Genomic DNA, 19975 nt, shown 5'->3' with positions numbered 1-19975 from the left:
GCGGTCGCCGGCCGGTGCCACCCGGCGCCGGCCGACGGCAGACCCGCAGGAGCAGAAGGAAACAGACTGCGCGAAGGGGAAGCCATGACAGCGACGACCGACGGAAACGCCGGGGCCGTGGGCCCCCGGACGGCCGTGGCCGGAGAGCCGACCGACACCGCTCTCCCGGAAGAGACCGCCACCGCCCCGGGGAGAGCCCTCCCGGAAGGGGGCGCCCCGGCCTCGGGAAGAGCCCTCCCCGAGGGGGCCGCCGCGCCCGCCCCGGAAAGCCCCCCGGGACGACTCGACGAGACCGCCGCGCGGGCCGCGGCGCGGGCCGCCGAGCACCTGCTCGCCCGCCAGGACCCGGCGGGCTGGTGGAAGGGCGACCTGGAGACCAACGTCACCATGGACGCCGAGGACCTGCTCCTCCGCCAGTTCCTGGGCATCCTCGACCCCGACACCACCCGGGCCGCGGCCCTCCACATCCGCCGCGAACAGCGTGAGGACGGCGCCTGGGCCACCTTCTACGGCGGGCCCGGCGAACTCTCCGCCACCGTCGAGGCCTATGTGGCCCTCCGCCTCGCCGGGGACCCGCCCGAGGCCCCGCACATGGCGCGCGCCTCCGCGTGGGTCCGCGCCCGCGGCGGCATCGCGGCCGCCCGAGTCTTCACCCGGATCTGGCTCGCCCTCTTCGGCTGGTGGCGCTGGGAGGACCTGCCCGAGCTGCCCCCGGAGCTGCTCTTCCTGCCCAAGTGGTTCCCGCTCAACATCTACGACTTCGGCTGCTGGGCCCGCCAGACGATCGTGCCGCTCACCGTGGTCTCCGCGAAGCGCCCGGTCCGCCCCGCGCCCTTCCCGCTGGACGAGCTGCACACCGACCCGGCCCGCCCGAACCCGCCCCGCCCCCTCGCCCCGGCGACCGGCTGGGACGGGATCTTCCAGCGCCTCGACAAGGCGCTGCACCTCTACCGGCGGGTGGCGCCGCGCCCGGTGCGCGAGGTGGCCATGAACCTCGCCGCGCGGTGGATCGTCGAGCGCCAGGAGAACGACGGCTGCTGGGGCGGCATCCAGCCCCCCGCCGTCTACTCGCTCATCGCCCTCCACCTCCTCGGCTACGACCTCGGCCACCCCGTCATGCGGGCCGGCCTGGAATCGCTCGACCGGTTCGCCGTCCGGGGCGAGGACGGCTCCCGGATGGTCGAGGCCTGCCAGTCGCCCGTCTGGGACACCTGCCTCGCCACCGTCGCCCTCGCCGACGCCGGCCTGCCCCCCGACCACCCCGCCCTGGTCAAGGCCGTCGACTGGATGCTCGACGAGGAGATCACCCGCACCGGGGACTGGGCCGTGCGCCGGCCCGGACTCCCGCCGGGCGGCTGGGCGTTCGAGTTCCACAACGACAACTACCCCGACACCGACGACACCGCCGAGGTCCTGCTCGCCCTGCGCCGGGTCCGGCACCCCGACCCCGCCCGGGTCGAGGCCGCCGCCGCCCGGGGCGCGCGCTGGACGCTCGGCATGCAGTCCCGCAACGGCGCCTGGGGAGCCTTCGACGCCGACAACACCAGCCCCTTCCCCAACAAGCTGCCCTTCTGCGACTTCGGCGAGGTCGTCGACCCGCCCTCCGCCGACGTCACCGCCCACGTGGTGGAGATGCTGGCTTACGAGGGCCTGGCGCAGGACCCCCGCACCCAACGGGGGATCGAGTGGCTGCTCGCCGAACAGGAGCCGCACGGCGGCTGGTTCGGCCGCTGGGGCGTCAACCACGTGTACGGGACGGGCTCGGTGCTCCCCGCCCTCGCCGCCGCCGGGATCCCCGCCTCCCATCCGGCGGTCCGCCGGGCCGTCGCCTGGCTCGGCTCCGTGCAGAACGAGGACGGCGGCTGGGGCGAGGACCTCCGCTCGTACCAGGACGAACAGTGGATCGGGCACGGCGCCTCCACCGCCTCCCAGACCGCGTGGGCGCTGATCGCCCTGCTCGCCGCGGGCGAGCGCGAGTCCGAGCCGGTCCGGCGGGGCATCGCCTGGCTGACCGCGACCCAGCTCCCGGACGGCTCGTGGGACGAGCCGTACTTCACCGGCACCGGCTTCCCCTGGGACTTCTCGATCAACTACCACCTCTACCGCCAGGTCTTCCCCCTCACGGCGCTCGGCCGCTACGTGTACGGGGAGCCGACGCCCCGCAAGGAGGGCTGATGGGCCGCGCGCCGACCCCCGGCGCCGCCGCCCCGCCGCTCCTGATCGCCTGCGCGCTCGGCATCGAGCAGCTCGCCCTGCGCAGCGGCGACCGGGGCGGCGCCCCCGGCCCGGTCACCGTGCTGCGGACGGGCATGGGGCCCGACCGGGCCCGGGAGGCGGTCTCCCGGGCGCTGGGGGAGCGGCACCGGTGGGACGCGGCCGTGATCGCCTCCGGGTTCTGCGCGGGGCTCGCCCCGGGCATGCACCCCGGGGACCTGGTCGTCGCCGACGAGACCCGGGGGCCCGACGGAACGACCGCGTGCACCGGCCCGGAGCTCCTGGTGAAGGCCCTGGTCAGGGCGGTGCCGGGCCGGGCCGTGCACCTCGGCCCGCTGAGCGGCTCCGACCACGTGGTGCGGGGCCCCGAGCGGGCCGCGCTGCGGGGCACCGGCGCGATCGCCGTCGACATGGAGTCCGCCGCGACCCTGCGTACCGCCCGGGCCGCCGGAGCCTTCGGGGAGGGGCCGGGCGCGCGTCCGGTTGCGGCCGTCCGGGTGGTCGTGGACGCTCCAGAGCATGAGCTGGTCCGTATTGGCACGGTGCGCGGGGGAATATCAGCCTTTCGCGTCCTTCGTGCCGTCCTTCCCGCTTTCTTCGAATGGCACCGTTCTTTGCTGCTCCCCAGGAGGTGAGCGAGTTATGGCCATGCCGCTCCGTCAGTCCATCCGGGTCGGGACCTACCTCTTCGAACAGAAGCTCCGCAAGCGTGACAAGTTCCCGCTGATCGTCGAGCTCGAACCGCTCTTCGCCTGCAACCTCAAGTGCGAGGGCTGCGGGAAGATCCAGCACCCGGCGGGTGTCCTCAAGCAGCGCATGCCGGTCGCCCAGGCGGTCGGCGCGGTCCTGGAGTCCGGCGCCCCCATGGTGTCCATCGCGGGCGGCGAGCCCCTGATGCACCCTCAGATCCACGAGATCGTGCGCCAGTTGGTGGCGAAGAGGAAGTACGTCTTCCTCTGTACCAACGCGATGCTGCTCCGCAAGAAGCTGAAGGACTTCACCCCCTCCCCGTACTTCGCCTTCGCCGTGCACATCGACGGGCTGCGCGAGCGGCACGACGAGTCCGTGGCCAAGGAGGGCGTGTTCGACGAGGCTGTCGCGGCGATCGAGGAGGCCAAGCGGCGCGGCTTCCGGGTCACCACCAACTCGACCTTCTTCAACACCGACACCCCGCAGACGATCATCGAGGTGCTCAACTACCTCAACGACGACCTCCAGGTCGACGAGATGATGATCTCGCCCGCCTACGCCTACGAGAAGGCCCCCGACCAGGAGCACTTCCTGGGCGTCGAGCAGACCCGGGAGCTCTTCAGGAAGGCGTTCGCCGGCGGGAACCGGCGCCGCTGGCGCCTGAACCACTCGCCGCTCTTCCTGGACTTCCTGGAGGGCAAGGCGGACTTCCCCTGCACCGCCTGGGCGATCCCCAACTACTCCCTCTTCGGCTGGCAGCGCCCCTGCTACCTGATGAGCGACGGCTACGTCCCCACGTACCGCGAGCTCGTGGAGGAGACCGACTGGGAGAAGTACGGCCGGGGCAAGGACCCGCGCTGCGCCAACTGCATGGCGCACTGCGGCTACGAGCCCACCGCCGTCCTCGCCACCATGGGCTCCCTCAAGGAGTCCCTGCGCGCGGTCCGGGAGACCGCCTCCGGGAACAGCAGGTGAGCGGCGCGTGACCGGCGGGTTCGACCTGCGGGCGCTGCTCGCCGAGCGCGGCGGCGAGCGGTACGAGCTGCACTCCCGGCACCTCAACCCCCAGCTGCCGCGCATGCTCCGCACCATCGGCTTCGACAAGGTGTACGAGCGGGCCGAGGGCGCCCACTTCTGGGACGCCGACGGGAACGACCACCTGGACATGCTCGGCGGGTTCGGCGTGATGGGCCTCGGACGGCACCACCCCGTCGTCCGCAAGGCCCTCCACGACGTCCTGGACGCCGGCCTCGCCGACCTCACCCGCTTCGACTGCCCGCCGCTGCCCGGCCTCCTCGCCGAGCGGCTCCTCGCCCACAGCCCCCACCTCGACCGGGTCTTCTTCGGCAACAGCGGCACCGAGGCCGTGGAGACCGCCCTCAAGTTCGCCCGGTACGCCACCGGGCGGCCCAGGATCGTCTACTGCGCCCACGCCTTCCACGGGCTCACCACCGGCGCCCTCTCCGTCAACGGGGAGCGCGCCTTCCGGGACGGCTTCGCCCCGCTCCTGCCGGACACCGCGATCGCCCTCGGCGACCTCGACGCCCTGGAGCGGGAGCTGCGGAAGGGGGACGTGGCCGGCTTCGTCGTGGAGCCGATCCAGGGCAAGGGCGTCCACGAGGCGCCGCCCGGCTTCCTGCGCGGGGCCCGGGAGCTGCTGCACCTGCACGGCGCCCTGCTGATCGCGGACGAGGTGCAGACCGGCCTCGGCAGGACCGGCGACTTCTACGCGTACCAGCACGAGGAGGGCGTCGAGCCGGACCTGGTCTGCGTCGCCAAGGCGCTCTCCGGCGGCTACGTGCCGGTCGGCGCCACCCTCGGCAAGGACTGGATCTTCAAGAAGGTCTACTCGTCCATGGACCGGGTCCTGGTCCACTCCGCGAGCTTCGGATCGAACGCGCAGGCCATGGCCGCCGGGCTCGCCGTCCTCTCCGTGATGGAGGAGGAGGGTACGGTCGCCCGTGCGCGCCGGATCGGCGACCTGCTCTCCGGCCGCCTGAAGGAGCTGGTGCCCCGTTACGAGCTGCTCCACGAGATCCGCGGGCGCGGCCTGATGATCGGCATCGAGTTCGGCCGGCCGTCCTCGCTCGGCCTGCGCGGCCGCTGGACGATGCTCCAGGCGGCCCGCAAGGGCCTCTTCGCCCAGATGGTCGTCGTCCCGCTGCTCCAGCGGCACAGGATCCTCACCCAGGTCTCCGGGGACCACCTGGAGGTGATCAAGCTGATTCCGCCCCTCGTCCTCGACGAGGCGGACGTGGACCGGTTCGTCACCGCCTTCACGGCGGTCATGGACGAGGCCCACGGCGGGGGCGGGCTGATGTGGGACTTCGGGAAGACGCTGGTGAAGCAGGCGGTCACCCAGCGCTGACGCAGTACGTCCCGCACGGGTTTTGCCTCTGAGGCAAGAAACTTGCCTCAGAGGCATGTTCCTGGCGGAATGGAGGCATGGACCACGTCCCCGGGGACACCTCCCCGGCCCCCGCCACCGACGTCCTGCCGGACGTCGCCCCGCAGCTGCGGGCCCTGCGCCGCCGCCGGGGGCTCACCCTGGAGGCCGCCGCCCGGCGGGCCGGCCTCTCGCCGGCCCACCTCTCGCGCCTGGAGACGGGGAACCGGCAGCCCTCGCTGCCGATGCTGCTCGCCCTGTCCCGCATCTACGGTACGACGGTCTCCGAGCTCCTGGGAGAGGCCCCGCCCGAACGCGATCCCGTCGTCCGGGGCGACCGCTCCGAACCCGTCGAGGCCGACGGCTGGATCTACCGCCAGGCGGGCGGCGCCGGACGCGCCCTCCAGTGCCTGCGGGTCCACGTGCCGTACGCCACCCGGGCCGACATCGTGCGCGTCCACCCCGGCGAGGAGTGGATCCACGTCCTGGAGGGCCGGGTGCGGCTCGCGCTCGGGGAGGCGGTCCACGTCCTCGACCCCGGGGACGGCGCGCACTTCGACTCGCTCACCCCGCACCGGATCGGCGCCGCCACTCCCGGCGGGGCCGAGCTGCTCTTCGTCCACACGCTGTTGCAGAGCCCCGCCGCCGAACTGTGCCTCGGTGACGGGACCCCGCACCGGCGCTGACCGACGCGAGACCCCCGGTAAGGCCGCAAGACCCCCGGTGAGACCGCCGTAACGATTCTTCCGTGACGATTCCCCCGTGATGAATGTTCAGGAAAGGGACGACATGTCCGAGAAGTCCTCAGCCGTCACCGGCGAGGAGCGCGGGGAAGGCAAGTTCCCCAAGGGCCTGGTGCTCCGCCTCTTCGCCTACCTGATCGCCGGTCACCTCTTCGCCGGCTTCCTCTACCTGCTCTTCGCGATGGGCGCGAAGTAGGACCCTCCCGGGGGGCGCCCTCCTACGCCTCGGTGAGCAGGCGCTCCCGCAGCCGCTCGCGGGTCTCCGGGGGCAGCTCCAGGCCCGTGGCGAAGTAGGCGTCCACCGAGCCCCAGGTCGCCTCGATCGTCTCGAAGGCGGCCCGCAGGTACTCCGCCCGCGCGTCGAAGAGCGGGCTCAGCAGCTCCATCACCTCGGGCCCCATGGCGTCCGGGGCGGTGGAGCTGCGGCGCACCTTGTAGCGGCGGTGCGGCTCGTTCGACTTCACGTAGTCGGCCTCGATCGCCGTCCGGTCGACCCCGACGGCGAGCAGGGTGATCGCGACGGCGAGCCCGGCGCGGTCCTTGCCCGCCGCGCAGTGCATTAGGGCCGGGACGCTCTCCTCCGCCATGGAGTGCAGGATCCGGCTGTGCTCGGCGGTGCGCTCCACCACCATCCGGCGGTACGAATCGGACATCCGGGCCGCGGCCCTGCCGTCGCCGAGGATCTCCCGCAGCTGCGCGGTGTCGCCGTCGCGCACCAGCCTCCAGAACTCCTTGCCCTCGGCCGGGTCGTTGAGCGGTATGTTCACGTTCCGCACCCCGGGCAGCTCGACGTCCGGGCCCTCGACCCGCCGGTCGGCCTCGTTGCGGAAGTCGAAGACCGTGTGCAGCCCGAGGCCGGCGAGGAAGGCGGCGTCGCTCTCGGTCGCGTGGGCGAGGTGACCGCTGCGGAAGAGGCGGCCGGGGCGGACCGCGCGCCCGTCCGTCGTCGGCAGGCCGCCCACGTCCCGGAAGTTGCGGACCTCCGCCAGCTCGGGCTCGGCGGCTTCGACGGGCGGGACCTGCGGCAACTGCTGCGTCACGGATGCTCCTGGAAGGTTGGCGTGCGGATGCCCGACGTGACATCGGTTCCTGGGGCAATCATCCGGGTGAGAGGCGCGCGGCGCACCCCCTCGGACGGTAATGAGCGATCTGTCCGAATTGAGGTTTTGGGTATAACGCGCCCTGGTTGCGGGCGAGATGGGATTCGGCGCGTGAGCAGGGTCATAGAGGTGACGGATCGTGGCCGGATCCCCGGCACAATCTCCTTACGGGGCAAGGAAATCGGAGGAGCGTCTTCCACGGAGGGTGACCGGAATCCCGGAGGAACGATCTAGGGCGGAATCCCGGGACAAAACAACGGCTTGTTCGCGCCGACCCCGCTCGTCTAGCGTCACGCTCAATCCGGACGGACCGCCGAATCCTGCCACCGCCCGGAATTCCACCCATCCCATGCGTGGCAGGAGCGGGGGACCCAGGAAGTACGCCGGTCCCGCGATGCAGGACGGCTCGGGGTGAAGCCGCGCGAGAGCGCGGCCGGGCATCTCCAGTCCGAACCCGACAGCTCACCTCGCAGGCGCCGGAGAGGATTCGCCATGCCCGCGAAGGGTAAGCACCGCCGTCCCAAGAACAACCCCCTCACCCGCGGCTTCGCCGTCGCCGGCACGGGAGGCGCCGTCGTCGCCCTCCCGCTCCTCGGCGCCACCGGGGCCCACGCCGCCGAGCAGACCGCCCCGGCCGCCGCCTCCGTCCAGTCCGTCGTCACCGCGCACCCCGTCGCGGCGAAGACCGCCCCCGCGAAGGCCACCGAGGAGACCGCCCCCCGGACATACTCCGTCGTCTCCGGCGACTACCTGTCGAAGATCGCCGACGACCACCACCTCGCGGGCGGCTGGGAGAAGATCTACGAGGACAATCGCCGGACCATCGGCGCCGACCCCTCCCTCATCCTGCCCGGCATGAAGCTCACCATCGGCGCCAAGGGCTCCGCCCCCGCCGCCCCGAAGAGCACCACCGGCGCCCAGGCCTCCGGCAAGAACGGCGACGACGCCCCGCGCGCCTCCCGCGAGAGCCGCCGCGCCGCCGCCCCGGCCGCCGACACCGCGAAGACCTCGGAGAGCTCCACCGGCTCCTCGTCCTCCACCGGCTCCACCGCCTCCTCCTCCGGCTGGGTCGCCCCCGTCGCCGGCGGCGGCTTCTCCACCCCGTACCGCGCCTCCGGCTCCATGTGGTCCTCCGGCTACCACACCGGCGTCGACTTCATCGCCTCCTCCGGCACCACCGTCCGCGCCGTCGGCGCCGGCACGGTCGTCTCCGCCGGTTGGAGCGGCTCGTACGGCAACGAGGTCGTCATCAAGCACGAGGACGGCAACTACTCGCAGTACGCCCACCTCTCCTCCCTCTCGGTCTCGGCCGGGCAGAGCGTCGACGGCGGGCAGCAGATAGGCCTCTCCGGCTCCACCGGCAACTCCACCGGCCCGCACCTGCACTTCGAGATCCGCACCACGCCGAGCTACGGCTCGGACATCGACCCGCTGGCCTACCTGCGCCAGCACGGCGTCTCCGTCTGACGCCCCGAAAGGGACACCCTTTTTCCGACGGCCCGGCGTGCACACGCCGGGCCGTGGGCCTATTCCGACTTGGGGCAATCTTTATCGGTGGCATATGTCACCCGTCGTCAACCCCTCCTTACGGTCGCGTAGGCCACACGCGAAAGGGAAGGATGTGCCCCCGTGGCAGACGATTCGAGATCAAGAGACAAGAACGCATTCGGGTCGTACGCGGCGATCGGTGACAGCTTCACCGAGGGCGTCGGAGACCCCGGCCCCGACGGGACGTACGTCGGCTGGGCGGACCGTTTCGCGGTCCTGCTCGCCGACCAGCTGCCGGAGCACGACGCCTTCCGCTACGCCAACCTGGCCGTACGCGGGCGCCTCCTCGACCAGATCGTGGCGGAACAGGTCCCCCGGGCGAAGGAACTCGCCCCCGACCTGGTGACCTTCTGCGCGGGCGGCAACGACATCATCCGCCCCGGCAGCGACCCGGACGCCGTGGCCGAGCGCTTCGAGCGCGCCGTCGCCGACCTGACCTCCGCCGTCGGGACCGTCATGGTGACCACCGGCTTCGACACCCGCGACGTCCCCGTGCTCCGGCACCTGCGCGGCAAGATCGCCACCTACACCGCGCACGTCCGCGCCGTCGCCGACCGCTACGGCTGCCCGGTCCTCGACCTCTGGTCGCTCAGGTCCGTCCAGGACCGGCGGGCCTGGGACGGCGACCGGCTGCACCTCTCGCCCGAGGGACACACCCGGGTCGCCCTGCGCGCCGCCCAGGTCCTCGGCCTGCCGGTGCCCGCCGACCCCGACCAGGCGTGGCCGCCGATCCCGCCGCGCGGCTCGCTCGAGGTGCGCCGCGACAACATCCAGTGGACGCGGGAGTACCTCGTGCCCTGGATCGGGCGCCGGCTGCGCGGCGAGAGCTCCGGGGACCACGTCGAGGCCAAGCGCCCCGACCTCATGCCCCTCCAGCGGGTCTAGCGGGCGGTACGGCGGCGGGGATCCGCTCCAGGACCCCGCCCGCGAACACGTCGTACAGCGGCAGCGTCTCCAGGTGGACGTAGCCGATGTGGCAGTCGCAGACGGCGAGGGGGCAGGCGCGGGGCCGCAGGGCGGCGCGGTACGAACCGTCGTACAGGTTCCCCAGTTCGGCCTTGACGAAGTGGCAGCGCCGCACCGTCCCCCCGCCGTCCACCGACACCACCGACTCCCCGGTGCGGCAGGGCAGCCCCGCCGAGCGGTGCGGATGCCGGCTGTACGGGAAGAGGGGGTCGAGCCCCGTCCACCCGTCGGCCTCCGCGTCGGTGTACGTGTGCCCCTCGGCCGCGTTCACCCACAGGTACACGTGCGGCGGCAGCGCCTCCCGCAGCCGCAGCGCGTCCTCCCGGTGCCCGGGAAGCCCCACCACCCCGACGCTGAACCGGACGCCCCGCCCCGCCAGGTCGTGGCACTTGGCGAGGAAGCGTTCGTACGGCGTCTGCCCGGGGTGGTACGTGCACCAGAGCGCCACGCTCTCCCGGTCCGCCTCGGCCAGCCAGTCGGTCCGGCAGCTCAGATTGGTCTGGATCGCCACCCGCTCGACGTGCGGCAGCCGTGACAGCTCGACCAGTGCCCGCCGGTACCAGGAGCGCACCAGGCCCTCGCCCCACGGCGTGAACAGGATCCGCAGCCGGTCCCCGGTCTGCGCGGCGGCCCACCCGGTGAACCGTTCGAGCGCCGCCCGGTCCGCGCGCAACTGCTCCCGGCTGTCCCGGCGCTTGGCGAAGGGGCAGTACGGACAGTCGTAGTCGCAGGAGGAGAGCGGCCCCCGGTAGAGCAGCGTCAGGTCCACGGCCGCCCCCTACTTCGGCTCGTACGCGGCCATCGCGGCCCGCACCCCGGGGGAGAACAGCTCCGGGCCGAGCCCGTCCGAGTGCGCGAGCCCCTCGGGCGAGAGCCGCAGCAGCCCCGCCGGCGCCTCCCCGTCCAGCCAGCCCAGCGCCTCGAACCGGCCCAGCTCGTCGGGGAAGTCCGCGAACGGCGAGGACCCGAACCGCTCCTCGTACCCGGCCACCGGCATCCCCCCGGCCTGGAGCAGCGACTGGAGCAGATGGCGGCGCCGGGCCTCCCCGGCGTCGACCCACCGGCCCACCCGGGCGCGCGAGAAGTCGCCGGTCTCCGTGTACGCGTCGACGATCGAGCGGATCTCCCGCATGTCGACGGCGTAGTCGAAGGAGTAGTGCAGGGCCGAGGTGTACGAACGGGCCCCGCAGCCCAGGCCGATCATCCCGTCCGTCTGGCACGCGTGGTCGTCGGGACCGAGCGGCGCCGCGTCCCGCCGCCGGAACATCCGCATCGACACCTGTTCGTAGCCGCGGTCCAGGAGGTGGTCCCGGCCGTGGCGGTAGAGCCGCAGCCGCCGCTCGTCCCACTCCCGGTCGTCCTCCGGGGGCGTGCGGCCCAGACCGGTCAGCGGCCGGACGTACAGCGGGTAGAGGTACAGCTCCTCCGGGCGCCAGGCCAGGGCCGCGTCCAGCGAGTACCGCCAGGACTCCTCGGTCTGCCCGTCGATCCCGTAGATCAGGTCGATGTTGAGCACCGGGACGCCGGTGTCCCGGATCCGGCCGAGCGCCGCCTCGACGTCCGCGCGGCGCTGCGGCCGGACCGCCGCCCGCGCCTCGGCCTCCACGAAGCTCTGCACCCCGATGCTGAGCCGGGTCGCGCCCCGCTCGGCGAGCAGCGCGAGCCGGTCGGCGGTCGCGGTCGCGGGCGAGGTCTCCACCGACAGCGGCACCGCCCGCAGGTCCGCGCCCATGCGCTTCTCCGCGATGTCGCAGAGCCGCTCCAGCTCGGCGGCGGTCAGGAAGGTGGGCGTGCCGCCGCCGAACGCGGCCGTGGCGAACCGCACCGGCTCGGCGTCCCCGAGCGCCTCGCGCACGGCGGTCGCCTGCCGGTCCAGGGCGTCCAGGTAACGGGTGGTCAGATCGCCGGGGGCGCCGATCCGGGTGAAGAGGTTGCAGAAGCCGCAGCGGACCTCGCAGAACGGCACGTGCGCGTAGAGCGAGAGCGCGTCCTTCGGCTCCCCGGCCCAGAGTGCGGCGAGCCCGGGGGGATCGGGCAGCTCCCGGTACGCCGTCTTGTGCGGGTAGGCGTAGACGTAGCTGCGGTACGGGCGGGGGGCGGGGGTTCCGGCGGTCTTCACGCGGCGGCCTCCTCGTCGGGTCCGTCGGGTCCGTCGGGGCCCGGCAGGACGAACTGCGCGTACGGCACCGTCCACACGACCTCGTGGCCGAGCCGGTGACCGGTGAAGCCGTCCTCCCCGTACGCGGTGCCGTGGTCGGAGCAGACGATCGCGAAACAGGGGCGCCGGGAGCCCATCGCGGCGAAGAGGCGCCCGATGTGCCGGTCGACGTACTCCAGGGCCGCCGCGTGCGTCTCCCGGGAGTCGCCCGCCTCGGGGGTCGCCCCCGGCAGGTGGAACCAGTTGGGCTGGTGCAGCGCCGACACGTTGACGAAGAGGAAGAGCCGCTCCTCGTGGGGGAGTCCGGCCACGACCTCCTCGGCGCGCTCGACCTGGGACTCGAACGAGGTCGGGGACGCGACGCCGAAGGAGGGCTCCCAGTGGCTCTCCCGGAAGAGGCCGGGGAGTACGGAGCCGAGCGGCGGCTGTCCGTTGAAGAAGCCCACCCCGCCGACGCAGACCGTCCGGTAGCCCTCGGCCGCGAGGGCGGAGACGAAGTCCGGGGTGTCGTGGACCCAGGTGCCGTCGGCGGTCGACTCGCTCCCCGCGAACCGGGCCGCGAACAGCCGCGGATGGGGCCCCCGCGCGGCGGGCGTCGGCAGGAAGCCGGCGAAGATCGCCTGGTGGGAGGCGTAGGTGAAGCTTCCCGGCGCGTGCCGCCGCTCCCAGACCCCGCCGGGCAGGTGCCGGGCCAGGTTCGGGATGCGGCCCTCGGCCGCCAGCTCGGCGGCCACGTCGTACCGGAGCGTGTCGAGGGTGACCAGGAGCAGGTCGTGGCTGCCGACGATCGCGTTCATGTCGGGCTGGTTCACGCGGGGCTCGTTCCTGTGGTGCGGGTGGTGCGGGTGGTGCTTGTGGGGCTTGAGTCGCGGGGAGTGCGGGGGAACAGCGCGGCCACCTGGGCCGCGTAGGTGTCGAGACCCTCCGCCCCGCCGCCGGGCAGGCCCGTCAGCCGGGGCAGCAGGTCGCCGAAGGCGTTGACCTCGCCCACGGCGAAGCGCCGCCAGCCCGACGCGGGCAGCAGGTCGACGCCCACGCACCGGGTGCCGGGGAACGCGGCGGCGGCCCGCTCGCACACCCCGAGCGCGTCCGTCCAGCGTCCGCCGGCGGCGGCGATCGCGGCCCGGGCCGCGTCCAGGTCGCCCCGGGCCCCGCCCAGGTGCAGATTGGTCATGGGGGAGCGGCCGGTGCGGAGCACCGCGTGGGTGGCCCGCCCGTCGATCACCACCACCCGCAGGTCGGCGGCCCGCCCGTCCTGGGTCGCCTTCGGCAGCCACCGCTCGACGTGCAGGCCGTCGGGGGCCAGGGCGTCCACGATCGCGGCGACCTCCCGCTCGCTCGTGTAGCGGCGTACCCGCAGGGAGTTGAAGAGCCGCCCGTCCGGATCGCGCTCCACCGAGGTGGTCGCCCGGACCCGGCCCGCGCCGTTCGTCTCCACCGCGAGGACCCCCGAGGCGGAGGAGCCGTGCGCGAGTTTCACGAACACCCGGCGCATCCCCGCCCCGGCCGTCAGCGCCCGGACGCCCGCCCAGCCGCGCACGGCCGGCGCGGCGGCGCCGGAGGTCGGCGACTCGGGCACCGGCACGCCGGCCGCCCGCAGCCGGCCGTGGGTCAGCCGCTTGTCGAACAGGACCGGCAGCTCGGCGGGGTCGTCGACGAGGACCGCGCCCGCCTCCCCGACGTTCCGGGCGAGGTCGGCCACGGCCGCGGTGAACCGCGCGTACCAGCGGCCGGTGCCCTCGACCCGGGCCGGATCGTCCATTCCGCGCAGCAGCCGGTCGGTCTCCGGTTCCTCGCCCGGCGAGTCCAGGCGCACGGTCTCGCCCGCCGCGAACCGGGCCCGGCCCCGCAGCACGTCCGGCCAGGACACGACCCGTGCCCCGGGCAGCCCGGCGGACCGCAGCGCGTCCTGGAAGAACGCGACGCGGCGGCCCGCCGGAACGCCGACGACCACGGGGCGCGGGCCGGAGGTCACTCGGCGACCGCGACGTACCGGTGGACCTCGCCGCCGTCGTCCTCTCCCGTCTGGGCGTCGTCCAGGACCACGGTCACGCCGTGCGGGACGAGCGCGGCCCGCACCCGCTCCCGCATCGGCTCCGAGAGGTAGTGGTGCGACAGGTCGAGGCGCGAGAGGTGGGTCAGGGGCTGCCCGTCGAGCAGGGCCGCCGCGCCCTCGTCGGTGAGCACGCCCATGGACAGGTCGAGCCGCTCGATCCGGGCGACGACCGGCGCGTCCGCCACGGCGGCGGCGACCGCGTCCTCGATCACGCTGTTCCGCAGGCCCAGGTGGCGCAGGGCGGGGAAGGACGTGCCCGCGAGCAGCGGGGCCAGGTCCCCGGGGGTGCTGTCGCCGCCGTACTCGTCGGTGCCGAGCCAGAGTTCCAGGTTCTCCAGGGCGGGCAGGTCGCTGCCGGCGATCCCGCGCACGACCTCGGCGCCGAGACCGCCCGTCTCCACCACCAGGGTCTCCAGGGCGGTGTGCCGGACCGGCGGGAAGGCCAGGTCCGTGCCGCCGCGCACCCCCAGCTCGCGCAGCGCCGGATAGGCGGCGAGCAGGGGCGTCACGTCGGACTGGACGATCCAGGAGATCTCGCAGTCCTCGAAGGTCATGTCGCCGAGGAAGACCGCCTCCAGGCCGGTGAGCCTGTTGTTGGCGCCCATCAGGGCGGCGACGACGTCGGCGGACGAGGTCTCGTACGGCTCGTCCCAGCCGCCGACGACGAGCGCGCGCACCCGCGAGGCGTCGACCGTCTTCAGGAACCGCTCGAAGCGCGGGCCCCAGTGCTCGTCCCCGGGGTCGGAGTACGTCGGCGCGGAGATCCGCCAGGCGACCCCGGCCGCGTCGGGCAGTTCGACCGGCGCGGCCGCGTCCGGGAACTCGAGGACGGGAAGGCCGTGGAACTCCTGCAGGTGGTGGCCGATGGTCATGACGGTGCTCCAGAGGACGGACGGCGTGGGTCGCTGAACCCCTGAGTTCTACCAAGCGGCACCGACAGCCCTCCCGCCGGGTGCCGTACGGCCCGGCCCGGACGCCGCACGGGCCCGGGGGCGATCGTCGGTGCCGGCCTCCGGCGCCGTTCCCGGACCGCGGGGGAGGACGCCGTCCGGACCTCCGGCCTCCGCCCGGAGGCGTACGAGCCGCTCGTCCGGACCTGGGCCGGGTGCCCCGGTGGCGGTACCCGGCTGGTACGGACAGGGGTAAGGGGGACGCCGGTCAGGAGTGGCGCGCGGGGCGCGGCGGCGCCGGGTGCTGGGATGTGCCCGCCGGAGCCCCGGCACCCACCCCCGAAGGGACCGCCTGTGACGACCCGCCGGCCACGTGCCGCCCGCACCCCCCGCCTCCTCGCCGCCACCGCCGTGCTCGGCGGTCTCCTCCTCGGCGCCGCCGCTCCCGCTCTGGCCGCCGCACCCGGCAGGACGGCCCTTCCCGCCGCCGTCCGGGAGGCCGCGCCCGCCACGGTCACCGTCGCCGGACACGGACGCGCGTCCGCCGCGCCCGACCTGGCGATCCTGTCCATCGGGGTCGAGGCCGACCGTGCGACGGCGAAGGAGGCGATGGCGGCGCAGAAGACCGCGGCCGAGGCCCTCCTCGTGGTGCTCCACCAGCAGGGGATCGCCGAGCGGGACATCCGTACCGACAGCCTCTCGCTGGCCCCGGTCTACACCCAGAGCACCGAGGGGGAGAGCCGGGTGACCGGCTACCAGGCCGGTCAGGCCTTCTCGGTGAAGGTCCGTGACATCGACAGGACCGGGCAGGTCGTCGGCGCCGTCAACGAGTCCACCCGGGACGCGGGCCGGATCAACGGCGTCGTGTTCGACGTGGCCGACCCGTCGGCGCTGCGGGCCAAGGCGCGGGAGGCCGCCTTCCGGGACGCGTACCACAAGGCGGCGCAGCACGCCCGGCTCAGCGGCCACCGGCTCGGCCGCCTCGTCTCGCTGAGCGAGGGCGAGTCCGTGCGCCCCGGCCCCGGCGGGGCGGCTCCCGCCTTCGCCGCCGAGGAGTCGAGCGTTCCGCTGGCCCCCGGCGAGATCGAGGAGCAGGTCACGGTCTCGGCGGTCTTCGAACTGCTCTGACGGGCCGGGGCCCCACCGGCCCGTTCCGCCGGGTCAGCCCCCTCGGGACCGCTCGTCCGCCCTGGAGCCGGAGCCGACCCCTTCCCCGTTCGGGAGGCCGAGTTCCCGGGCGAGGGCGGTGTCGGCCCAGCGGAGCATCGCGGTGCGGGAGAGGCAACCGGCGTAGGCGGTGGTCTGGACGGCGAGGCCGTCGAGGAGGGCGGTGAGCCGCCAGGCCGCCGCGGCCGGGTCCGGGCAGGAGAACTCCCCGGCGGCGGCCCCCTCCGCGATCACCCGGGTCAGCGCCGCCTTCCACTCCTGGTCGAGGGAGGCGGCGACCCGGCGCAGCTCCGGATCGCGCAGCGACGCGGCCCAGCCCTCGATCCACAGCCGCCAGCCCTTGGCCTGACCGGTCGGGGCGTACCAGCGGACCGCCGCCCGCAGCCGCCGCACCGCCGTGGTGCGCCGGCCGAGCAGCCGCCGCAGCTGGGCGAGGTCGGCCTCGGCGGCGTGCGCGAAGGCGGCCGCGACCAGCTGCTCCTTGGAAGCGAAGTGGTAGAGCACGAGCGCGTTGCTCACGCCGAGCGCCGAGGCCACGTCGGCGATCCGCACCGCCGCGACCCCGCGTGCCTCGATCTGCTCCACCGCGGCCCGCAGCAGCTCCGCCCGCCGCTCGGCCACGCTCAACCGCACTCTCGTCACGCCCGGCAGCCTACACAGCACATGACAAGAGCATGACCAAAAACGGCTCCGACCCGTACGCGCTCCGGCGCGGTCCGTCACCGCAGGCGTCCACCGGCGCCCGCCCCCATGGGATCCGGGGGTCCGGCACCGTCCCTCCGCGCGCGGGCCGCCCATAATGGGACGACCCCCAGAGACCAGGAGGCCCTGTGACCGGTACAGGACCGGATCGTTCACCGCGAGCCCGGCTGCGCGCGCTGCGCCCCGAGTCCTTCGGCGCGGAGCCCGCCGGCGAGCGTCTCGCCCGCATCCGCCGTTCTCCGAACTTCAGGAACGGGATCTTCCAGAACCCCGAGGAGGCGCGGCGGACCCCGTCCGGCTCCGCCGTCGAGTTCGCCAAGGTCTACTTCGAGAAGGAGGGGCGCGCGAGCCGGGCCCCCGCCGGCCGGATCCCCGTCCACCCCACCACCGTGGCCGACCTGGCCCGCCCCCCGGCCACCGGTCTGCGCCTCACCTGGGCGGGACACTCCAGCGTCCTCGCGGAGATCGACGGCCACCGGGTCCTCTTCGACCCGGTCTGGGGCGACCGCTGCTCCCCCTTCCCGTTCGCGGGTCCCAAGCGGCTCCACCCGGTGCCCGCCCCGCTCGCCGCGCTCGGCCCGGTCGACGTGGTGGTGATCTCGCACGACCACTACGACCACCTGGACCTGCCGACGATCAAGGAGCTCGTCGCCACCGACACCCTCTTCGCGGTGCCGCTCGGCGTCGGCGCGCACCTGGAGCGCTGGGGCGTACCGGCCTCCCGGCTGCGGGAGCTGGACTGGAACGAGTCCACCGAGGTCGGCGGCCTGCGCCTGACGGCCACCCCGGCCCGGCACTTCTGCGGCCGGGGCCTGCGCAACAAGCAGCACACGCTCTGGGCCTCCTGGGTCGTGCGGGGCTCCGAGCACCGGATCTTCCACAGCGGCGACACCGGGTACTTCTCCGGCTTCCGCGACATCGGCGCGGAGCACGGCCCCTTCGACGCCACCATGATCCAGCTCGGCGCCTACGCGGACTTCTGGCCCGACATCCACATGACCCCCGCCGAGGGGCTGCGCGCCCACCTCGACCTCCAGGGCGGGCGCCCGCACGGCGTACTGCTGCCGATCCACTGGGGCACCTTCAACCTCGCCCCGCACCCGTGGGCCGAGCCGGCGGAGTGGACGGGGGACGCGGCCGGGGAGGCGGGCCAGGCGGTGGCGTTCCCCCGCCCCGGCGAGCCCTTCGAACCGGCCGGGAAGCTGCCGGAGGAGCCCTGGTGGCGGGCCGTGTCCCGCCCGATCACCCGCCCGTGGGACTCGCCCCGACCGAGCGGGGCCCAGGCCGAGGTCCCCGGGCCCGATCTCGACCTCGCGGGCGACCGATGAGGCCGGCCGCGCCGCCGGAACGGTCCCGGGTGGGCTGACCGGATCTCATCACGGTTCGGCCTGTCGTGCGCCGGGCCCCGGCTCACGACAGGCCGAACGGCACCATCACCGCGCCGCCGCCGTCAGCCGTACACGCGCTTGGTGACCGCCTGGCCCGCGGAGGCCGTCTCGCGGTAGAAGGACCTCATCGCCTCGACGCGCGCGACGAGCCGGTCGACCCTCCAGTCCGGGGCGCCGCCCACGACCCGCAGCTTCGACCTGTTCCGCGCCAGGAGGGCGTCCGTGTCCGCACCGGCGAGGAATCCGGCCGCCGCGCGGACCGAATCGGGCGGCGGGACGAGGAGCACCTCGTGAGGCCCGCCCGTCGTCGCGACGTGTCGTCCACCCAGGACGGGGAGGCACTCGGAGCCTGTTCTCACAGACCCAGCACCGTGGGCGAAACACCGGGAAAGTCCCCGGGCATACCGGGTACGCGGATGGTCCGCCGGTACACGCCGGCCAGGAACTCGACGGCACCGAAGGGAAACTCCGACCAATCACCGTTGTCCCCGCGGACGACCACCGGCCACGCGTCCGGGTCCGAGGGTTCCGTCCTCCAGTAGAAGGAGTCCCCCGAGGTGGAACCCGCCCAGCCCAGCAGACCGCCGGGCCGCGGGTAGGGAACGTAGTCCTCGGTGTCACCCATCTCGTACAGGTCCTGAAGGATCTCGTCGTTCCTGGACTCGGACGCCCACAACGCCTCGGTACCGGACCGAGGGACGGACACCATGAGGAAGTCGTCGATGAACAGGACCGGATACGCCTCCGCCAGAGAGCGGAAGTCCGAAGGCAGCGCCGTCCCGAGGCTCGCCTCCAGGGTGGCCCAGTCCACATGGTGTGCGCCCGGCGCACGCCACCGCGTCATCGACGGGAGCACGGTCTCCAGTTCCTCGATCCCCGACATGTCCTCTCCTCCTCCGTGATGTCGTGCCGTGTCGCCTGGCCCGATCTCGTACGCATCACCGGCCAGAAGCCGGATTTACTTCCTCGATCATGTGGCTCAGGGTCTCGTGGTAAGCGTTTCGCCGGAATTCGGGATGACGTTCGTCGATGCTGCTCAGCGCCTCGACGGAGAATCGGAAGGCCGATTCCAGGAAATCACTTACTGAGCATGAGCCGGGAACGGGATCCCATGACCGCAGGACCGTCAGGCCTTCGCCCGAAGGGAGAAATTCGATCAGAAGGCTGCTCTCTGTGAAGCTGATGCGCCCGGGCTGCCCGTCGGAGACGTTCTGTGCTGCCAGGAGGGCACAGTGAGCGAAGTCGAGCAGGGGGGATTTCAGCCTCTCGGTTTCGAATCCCGTAGCCGCTATGAAGATCCTCGCTTCGAAGTATCCGTAGCGCAGGTTCATCTCGCTCGTCGCTGCCAGGTCGGCAGCCTGCTTCTCGGAAGGCTCCCTGACTGAGTCGTGATCGAACTCAAGGAGAAACATCGCTTGGTGAAACCTTTCGATTCTGTGGCCGGTCGGCCGCCTGTGCCCGGCAGAACCCCGCCGGGCACAGGTATGAGGAGACGATATCAAGCAGAGCGACTACGGAATGGGATGTGCAGTCCGCAGACTTCCGTCGGGATTGAGGATGACCTTGATCCCGTATGCCGTCTTATGGGACATGCCGCGACTCTGCATGTCGCTGAGAATTCCGACACCGTCAGTGCCGGCGTTGACCCGGCCCTCGTACACCCAGCCGTCACGGCCGTCGGTGTTCTTCTGCGCCTCATTGTTCTTCACGACCTGCTGGATCCAAGCCTTGACCTTCTTCTCCTTGCCGATGAAGGCACCCTTGTCCTCGGGGTCGTATTCCTTGCCGCCGATCCGGTGCCTGTCGAGGGTGTGCTGCCAGCCGTCGTAGTCCTTCGTGCTCCATGTGATGTCAGGGTTCTGGGACCCCACCTCGGGTGAAGTGACCCCTCAGGTCCCGACACTTCCGTTTTATGCCGCGAGGTCCAGCCGTTGATGGCAGCGGACCCTCGCCTGGTACGGCGTGAT

At 73.1% G+C, this 19975-nt stretch carries 21 protein-coding genes and 1 riboswitch; of the genes, 10 read left to right on the top strand and 11 right to left on the bottom strand.

The window, feature by feature from the left end:
- The first annotated feature begins 84 nt into the window (after nucleotides 1-84).
- From shc to ACFY7E_RS21015, 6 genes are all read left to right on the top strand, one after another.
- Nucleotides 85-2175, top strand: a complete 2091-nt coding sequence (gene shc, locus ACFY7E_RS21040; protein ID WP_389486962.1) for a squalene--hopene cyclase — start codon at nucleotides 85-87, stop codon at nucleotides 2173-2175.
- The gene (locus ACFY7E_RS21035) at nucleotides 2175-2849 is read left to right on the top strand and encodes a 1-hydroxy-2-methyl-2-butenyl 4-diphosphate reductase (protein WP_389486960.1); all 675 of its coding nucleotides are present in this window, start codon (nucleotides 2175-2177) and stop codon (nucleotides 2847-2849) included. The genes shc and ACFY7E_RS21035 overlap by 1 nt, the downstream gene beginning before the upstream one ends.
- A 7-nt stretch (nucleotides 2850-2856) precedes the next feature.
- Complete coding sequence (gene hpnH, locus ACFY7E_RS21030; RefSeq protein WP_389486958.1) at nucleotides 2857-3879, top strand: adenosyl-hopene transferase HpnH; 1023 nt, start codon at nucleotides 2857-2859, stop codon at nucleotides 3877-3879.
- A 7-nt stretch (nucleotides 3880-3886) separates the two neighbouring features.
- Nucleotides 3887-5272: an aspartate aminotransferase family protein gene (locus ACFY7E_RS21025; RefSeq protein WP_389486956.1), complete on the top strand. Its 1386-nt coding sequence runs from the start codon at nucleotides 3887-3889 to the stop codon at nucleotides 5270-5272.
- A 77-nt stretch (nucleotides 5273-5349) separates the two neighbouring features.
- Complete coding sequence (locus tag ACFY7E_RS21020; protein ID WP_383443641.1) at nucleotides 5350-5976, top strand: helix-turn-helix domain-containing protein; 627 nt, start codon at nucleotides 5350-5352, stop codon at nucleotides 5974-5976.
- Nucleotides 5977-6079: 103 nt separating this feature from the next.
- Complete coding sequence (locus ACFY7E_RS21015) at nucleotides 6080-6229, top strand: DUF6126 family protein (RefSeq protein WP_383443644.1); 150 nt, start codon at nucleotides 6080-6082, stop codon at nucleotides 6227-6229.
- 22 nt (nucleotides 6230-6251) lie between these two features.
- On the opposite strand, the gene ACFY7E_RS21010 is transcribed toward ACFY7E_RS21015, so the two are convergent.
- Nucleotides 6252-7073 carry a tyrosine-protein phosphatase gene (locus tag ACFY7E_RS21010; protein ID WP_389486953.1) on the bottom strand — a complete coding sequence of 274 codons (822 nt, stop codon included), beginning with the start codon at nucleotides 7071-7073 and terminating at the stop codon, nucleotides 6252-6254.
- A gap of 389 nt (nucleotides 7074-7462) precedes the next feature.
- Nucleotides 7463-7622, top strand: a riboswitch (cyclic di-AMP (ydaO/yuaA leader).
- A gap of 3 nt (nucleotides 7623-7625) precedes the next feature.
- Between ACFY7E_RS21010 and ACFY7E_RS21005 the strand changes: the two genes are divergently transcribed.
- Nucleotides 7626-8600, top strand: a complete 975-nt coding sequence (locus ACFY7E_RS21005) for a peptidoglycan DD-metalloendopeptidase family protein (RefSeq protein ID WP_389486951.1) — start codon at nucleotides 7626-7628, stop codon at nucleotides 8598-8600.
- Between the two features lie 162 nt (nucleotides 8601-8762).
- A complete protein-coding gene (locus ACFY7E_RS21000; RefSeq protein ID WP_389486949.1) occupies nucleotides 8763-9566 on the top strand; it encodes an SGNH/GDSL hydrolase family protein in 804 nt (267 codons plus the stop codon).
- Here the strand turns inward: ACFY7E_RS21000 and ACFY7E_RS20995 are convergent.
- The 5 genes from ACFY7E_RS20995 to ACFY7E_RS20975 are packed head-to-tail and all read right to left on the bottom strand — an operon-like array spanning nucleotide 9544 to nucleotide 14733.
- Nucleotides 9544-10416 (bottom strand): STM4011 family radical SAM protein, encoded by an 873-nt coding sequence (locus ACFY7E_RS20995; protein ID WP_389486947.1) that lies wholly within the window; start codon nucleotides 10414-10416, stop codon nucleotides 9544-9546. The two genes, ACFY7E_RS21000 and ACFY7E_RS20995, sit on opposite strands and share 23 nt — an antisense overlap.
- A gap of 9 nt (nucleotides 10417-10425) precedes the next feature.
- Nucleotides 10426-11766, bottom strand: coding sequence for an STM4012 family radical SAM protein (locus tag ACFY7E_RS20990; RefSeq protein ID WP_389486945.1), 1341 nt, complete (start codon nucleotides 11764-11766; stop codon nucleotides 10426-10428).
- Nucleotides 11763-12602 carry an STM4013/SEN3800 family hydrolase gene (locus tag ACFY7E_RS20985; RefSeq protein ID WP_389487316.1) on the bottom strand — a complete coding sequence of 280 codons (840 nt, stop codon included), beginning with the start codon at nucleotides 12600-12602 and terminating at the stop codon, nucleotides 11763-11765. Before ACFY7E_RS20985 ends, ACFY7E_RS20990 begins: the two co-directional genes overlap by 4 nt.
- 11 nt (nucleotides 12603-12613) lie before the next feature.
- The gene (locus tag ACFY7E_RS20980) at nucleotides 12614-13780 is read right to left on the bottom strand and encodes an STM4014 family protein (RefSeq protein WP_389486943.1); all 1167 of its coding nucleotides are present in this window, start codon (nucleotides 13778-13780) and stop codon (nucleotides 12614-12616) included.
- Entirely contained in the window at nucleotides 13777-14733 is a 957-nt protein-coding gene (locus ACFY7E_RS20975; protein WP_389486941.1) for an STM4015 family protein, read from the bottom strand. Before ACFY7E_RS20975 ends, ACFY7E_RS20980 begins: the two co-directional genes overlap by 4 nt.
- Nucleotides 14734-15105: 372 nt before the next feature.
- On the opposite strand from ACFY7E_RS20975, the gene ACFY7E_RS20970 reads away from it, so the two are divergent.
- A complete protein-coding gene (locus ACFY7E_RS20970) occupies nucleotides 15106-15879 on the top strand; it encodes an SIMPL domain-containing protein (protein ID WP_389486939.1) in 774 nt (257 codons plus the stop codon).
- Between the two features lie 33 nt (nucleotides 15880-15912).
- On the opposite strand, the gene ACFY7E_RS20965 is transcribed toward ACFY7E_RS20970, so the two are convergent.
- A complete protein-coding gene (locus tag ACFY7E_RS20965) occupies nucleotides 15913-16560 on the bottom strand; it encodes a TetR/AcrR family transcriptional regulator (protein ID WP_389486937.1) in 648 nt (215 codons plus the stop codon).
- Nucleotides 16561-16748: 188 nt separating this feature from the next.
- Between ACFY7E_RS20965 and ACFY7E_RS20960 the strand changes: the two genes are divergently transcribed.
- Nucleotides 16749-17948 (top strand): MBL fold metallo-hydrolase, encoded by a 1200-nt coding sequence (locus tag ACFY7E_RS20960; protein WP_389486935.1) that lies wholly within the window; start codon nucleotides 16749-16751, stop codon nucleotides 17946-17948.
- A gap of 122 nt (nucleotides 17949-18070) precedes the next feature.
- Here ACFY7E_RS20960 and ACFY7E_RS20955 read toward each other — a convergent pair whose 3' ends face one another.
- The 4 genes from ACFY7E_RS20955 to ACFY7E_RS20940 form a co-directional block, all read right to left on the bottom strand.
- A complete protein-coding gene (locus ACFY7E_RS20955) occupies nucleotides 18071-18367 on the bottom strand; it encodes a hypothetical protein (RefSeq protein ID WP_389486933.1) in 297 nt (98 codons plus the stop codon).
- The gene (locus ACFY7E_RS20950) at nucleotides 18364-18891 is read right to left on the bottom strand and encodes an SMI1/KNR4 family protein (protein ID WP_389486931.1); all 528 of its coding nucleotides are present in this window, start codon (nucleotides 18889-18891) and stop codon (nucleotides 18364-18366) included. Before ACFY7E_RS20950 ends, ACFY7E_RS20955 begins: the two co-directional genes overlap by 4 nt.
- A 55-nt stretch (nucleotides 18892-18946) precedes the next feature.
- On the bottom strand, nucleotides 18947-19420 hold the full coding sequence (locus ACFY7E_RS20945; protein WP_389486929.1) for a hypothetical protein: 474 nt from the start codon (nucleotides 19418-19420) through the stop codon (nucleotides 18947-18949).
- Nucleotides 19421-19519: 99 nt separating this feature from the next.
- Nucleotides 19520-19879 carry a hypothetical protein gene (locus ACFY7E_RS20940; RefSeq protein ID WP_389486927.1) on the bottom strand — a complete coding sequence of 120 codons (360 nt, stop codon included), beginning with the start codon at nucleotides 19877-19879 and terminating at the stop codon, nucleotides 19520-19522.
- Nucleotides 19880-19975: the final 96 nt, after the last annotated feature.

Origin of the sequence: Streptomyces sp. NPDC012825, from assembly GCF_042900925.1 — a bacterium.
Lineage (GTDB): Bacteria > Actinomycetota > Actinomycetes > Streptomycetales > Streptomycetaceae > Streptomyces.
This window is presented reverse-complemented; position numbering and strand designations above follow the sequence as displayed.

Coding starts and splice junctions, on each gene's coding strand:
- shc (WP_389486962.1), top strand. CDS start 85: ATGACAGCGACGACCGACGGAAACGCCGGGGCCGTGGGCCCCCGGACG.
- ACFY7E_RS21035 (WP_389486960.1), top strand. CDS start 2,175: ATGGGCCGCGCGCCGACCCCCGGCGCCGCCGCCCCGCCGCTCCTGATC.
- hpnH (WP_389486958.1), top strand. CDS start 2,857: ATGGCCATGCCGCTCCGTCAGTCCATCCGGGTCGGGACCTACCTCTTC.
- ACFY7E_RS21020 (WP_383443641.1), top strand. CDS start 5,350: ATGGACCACGTCCCCGGGGACACCTCCCCGGCCCCCGCCACCGACGTC.
- ACFY7E_RS21015 (WP_383443644.1), top strand. CDS start 6,080: ATGTCCGAGAAGTCCTCAGCCGTCACCGGCGAGGAGCGCGGGGAAGGC.
- ACFY7E_RS21005 (WP_389486951.1), top strand. CDS start 7,626: ATGCCCGCGAAGGGTAAGCACCGCCGTCCCAAGAACAACCCCCTCACC.
- ACFY7E_RS20985 (WP_389487316.1), bottom strand. CDS start 12,602: ATGAACGCGATCGTCGGCAGCCACGACCTGCTCCTGGTCACCCTCGAC.
- ACFY7E_RS20975 (WP_389486941.1), bottom strand. CDS start 14,733: ATGACCATCGGCCACCACCTGCAGGAGTTCCACGGCCTTCCCGTCCTC.
- ACFY7E_RS20950 (WP_389486931.1), bottom strand. CDS start 18,891: ATGTCGGGGATCGAGGAACTGGAGACCGTGCTCCCGTCGATGACGCGG.
- ACFY7E_RS20945 (WP_389486929.1), bottom strand. CDS start 19,420: ATGTTTCTCCTTGAGTTCGATCACGACTCAGTCAGGGAGCCTTCCGAG.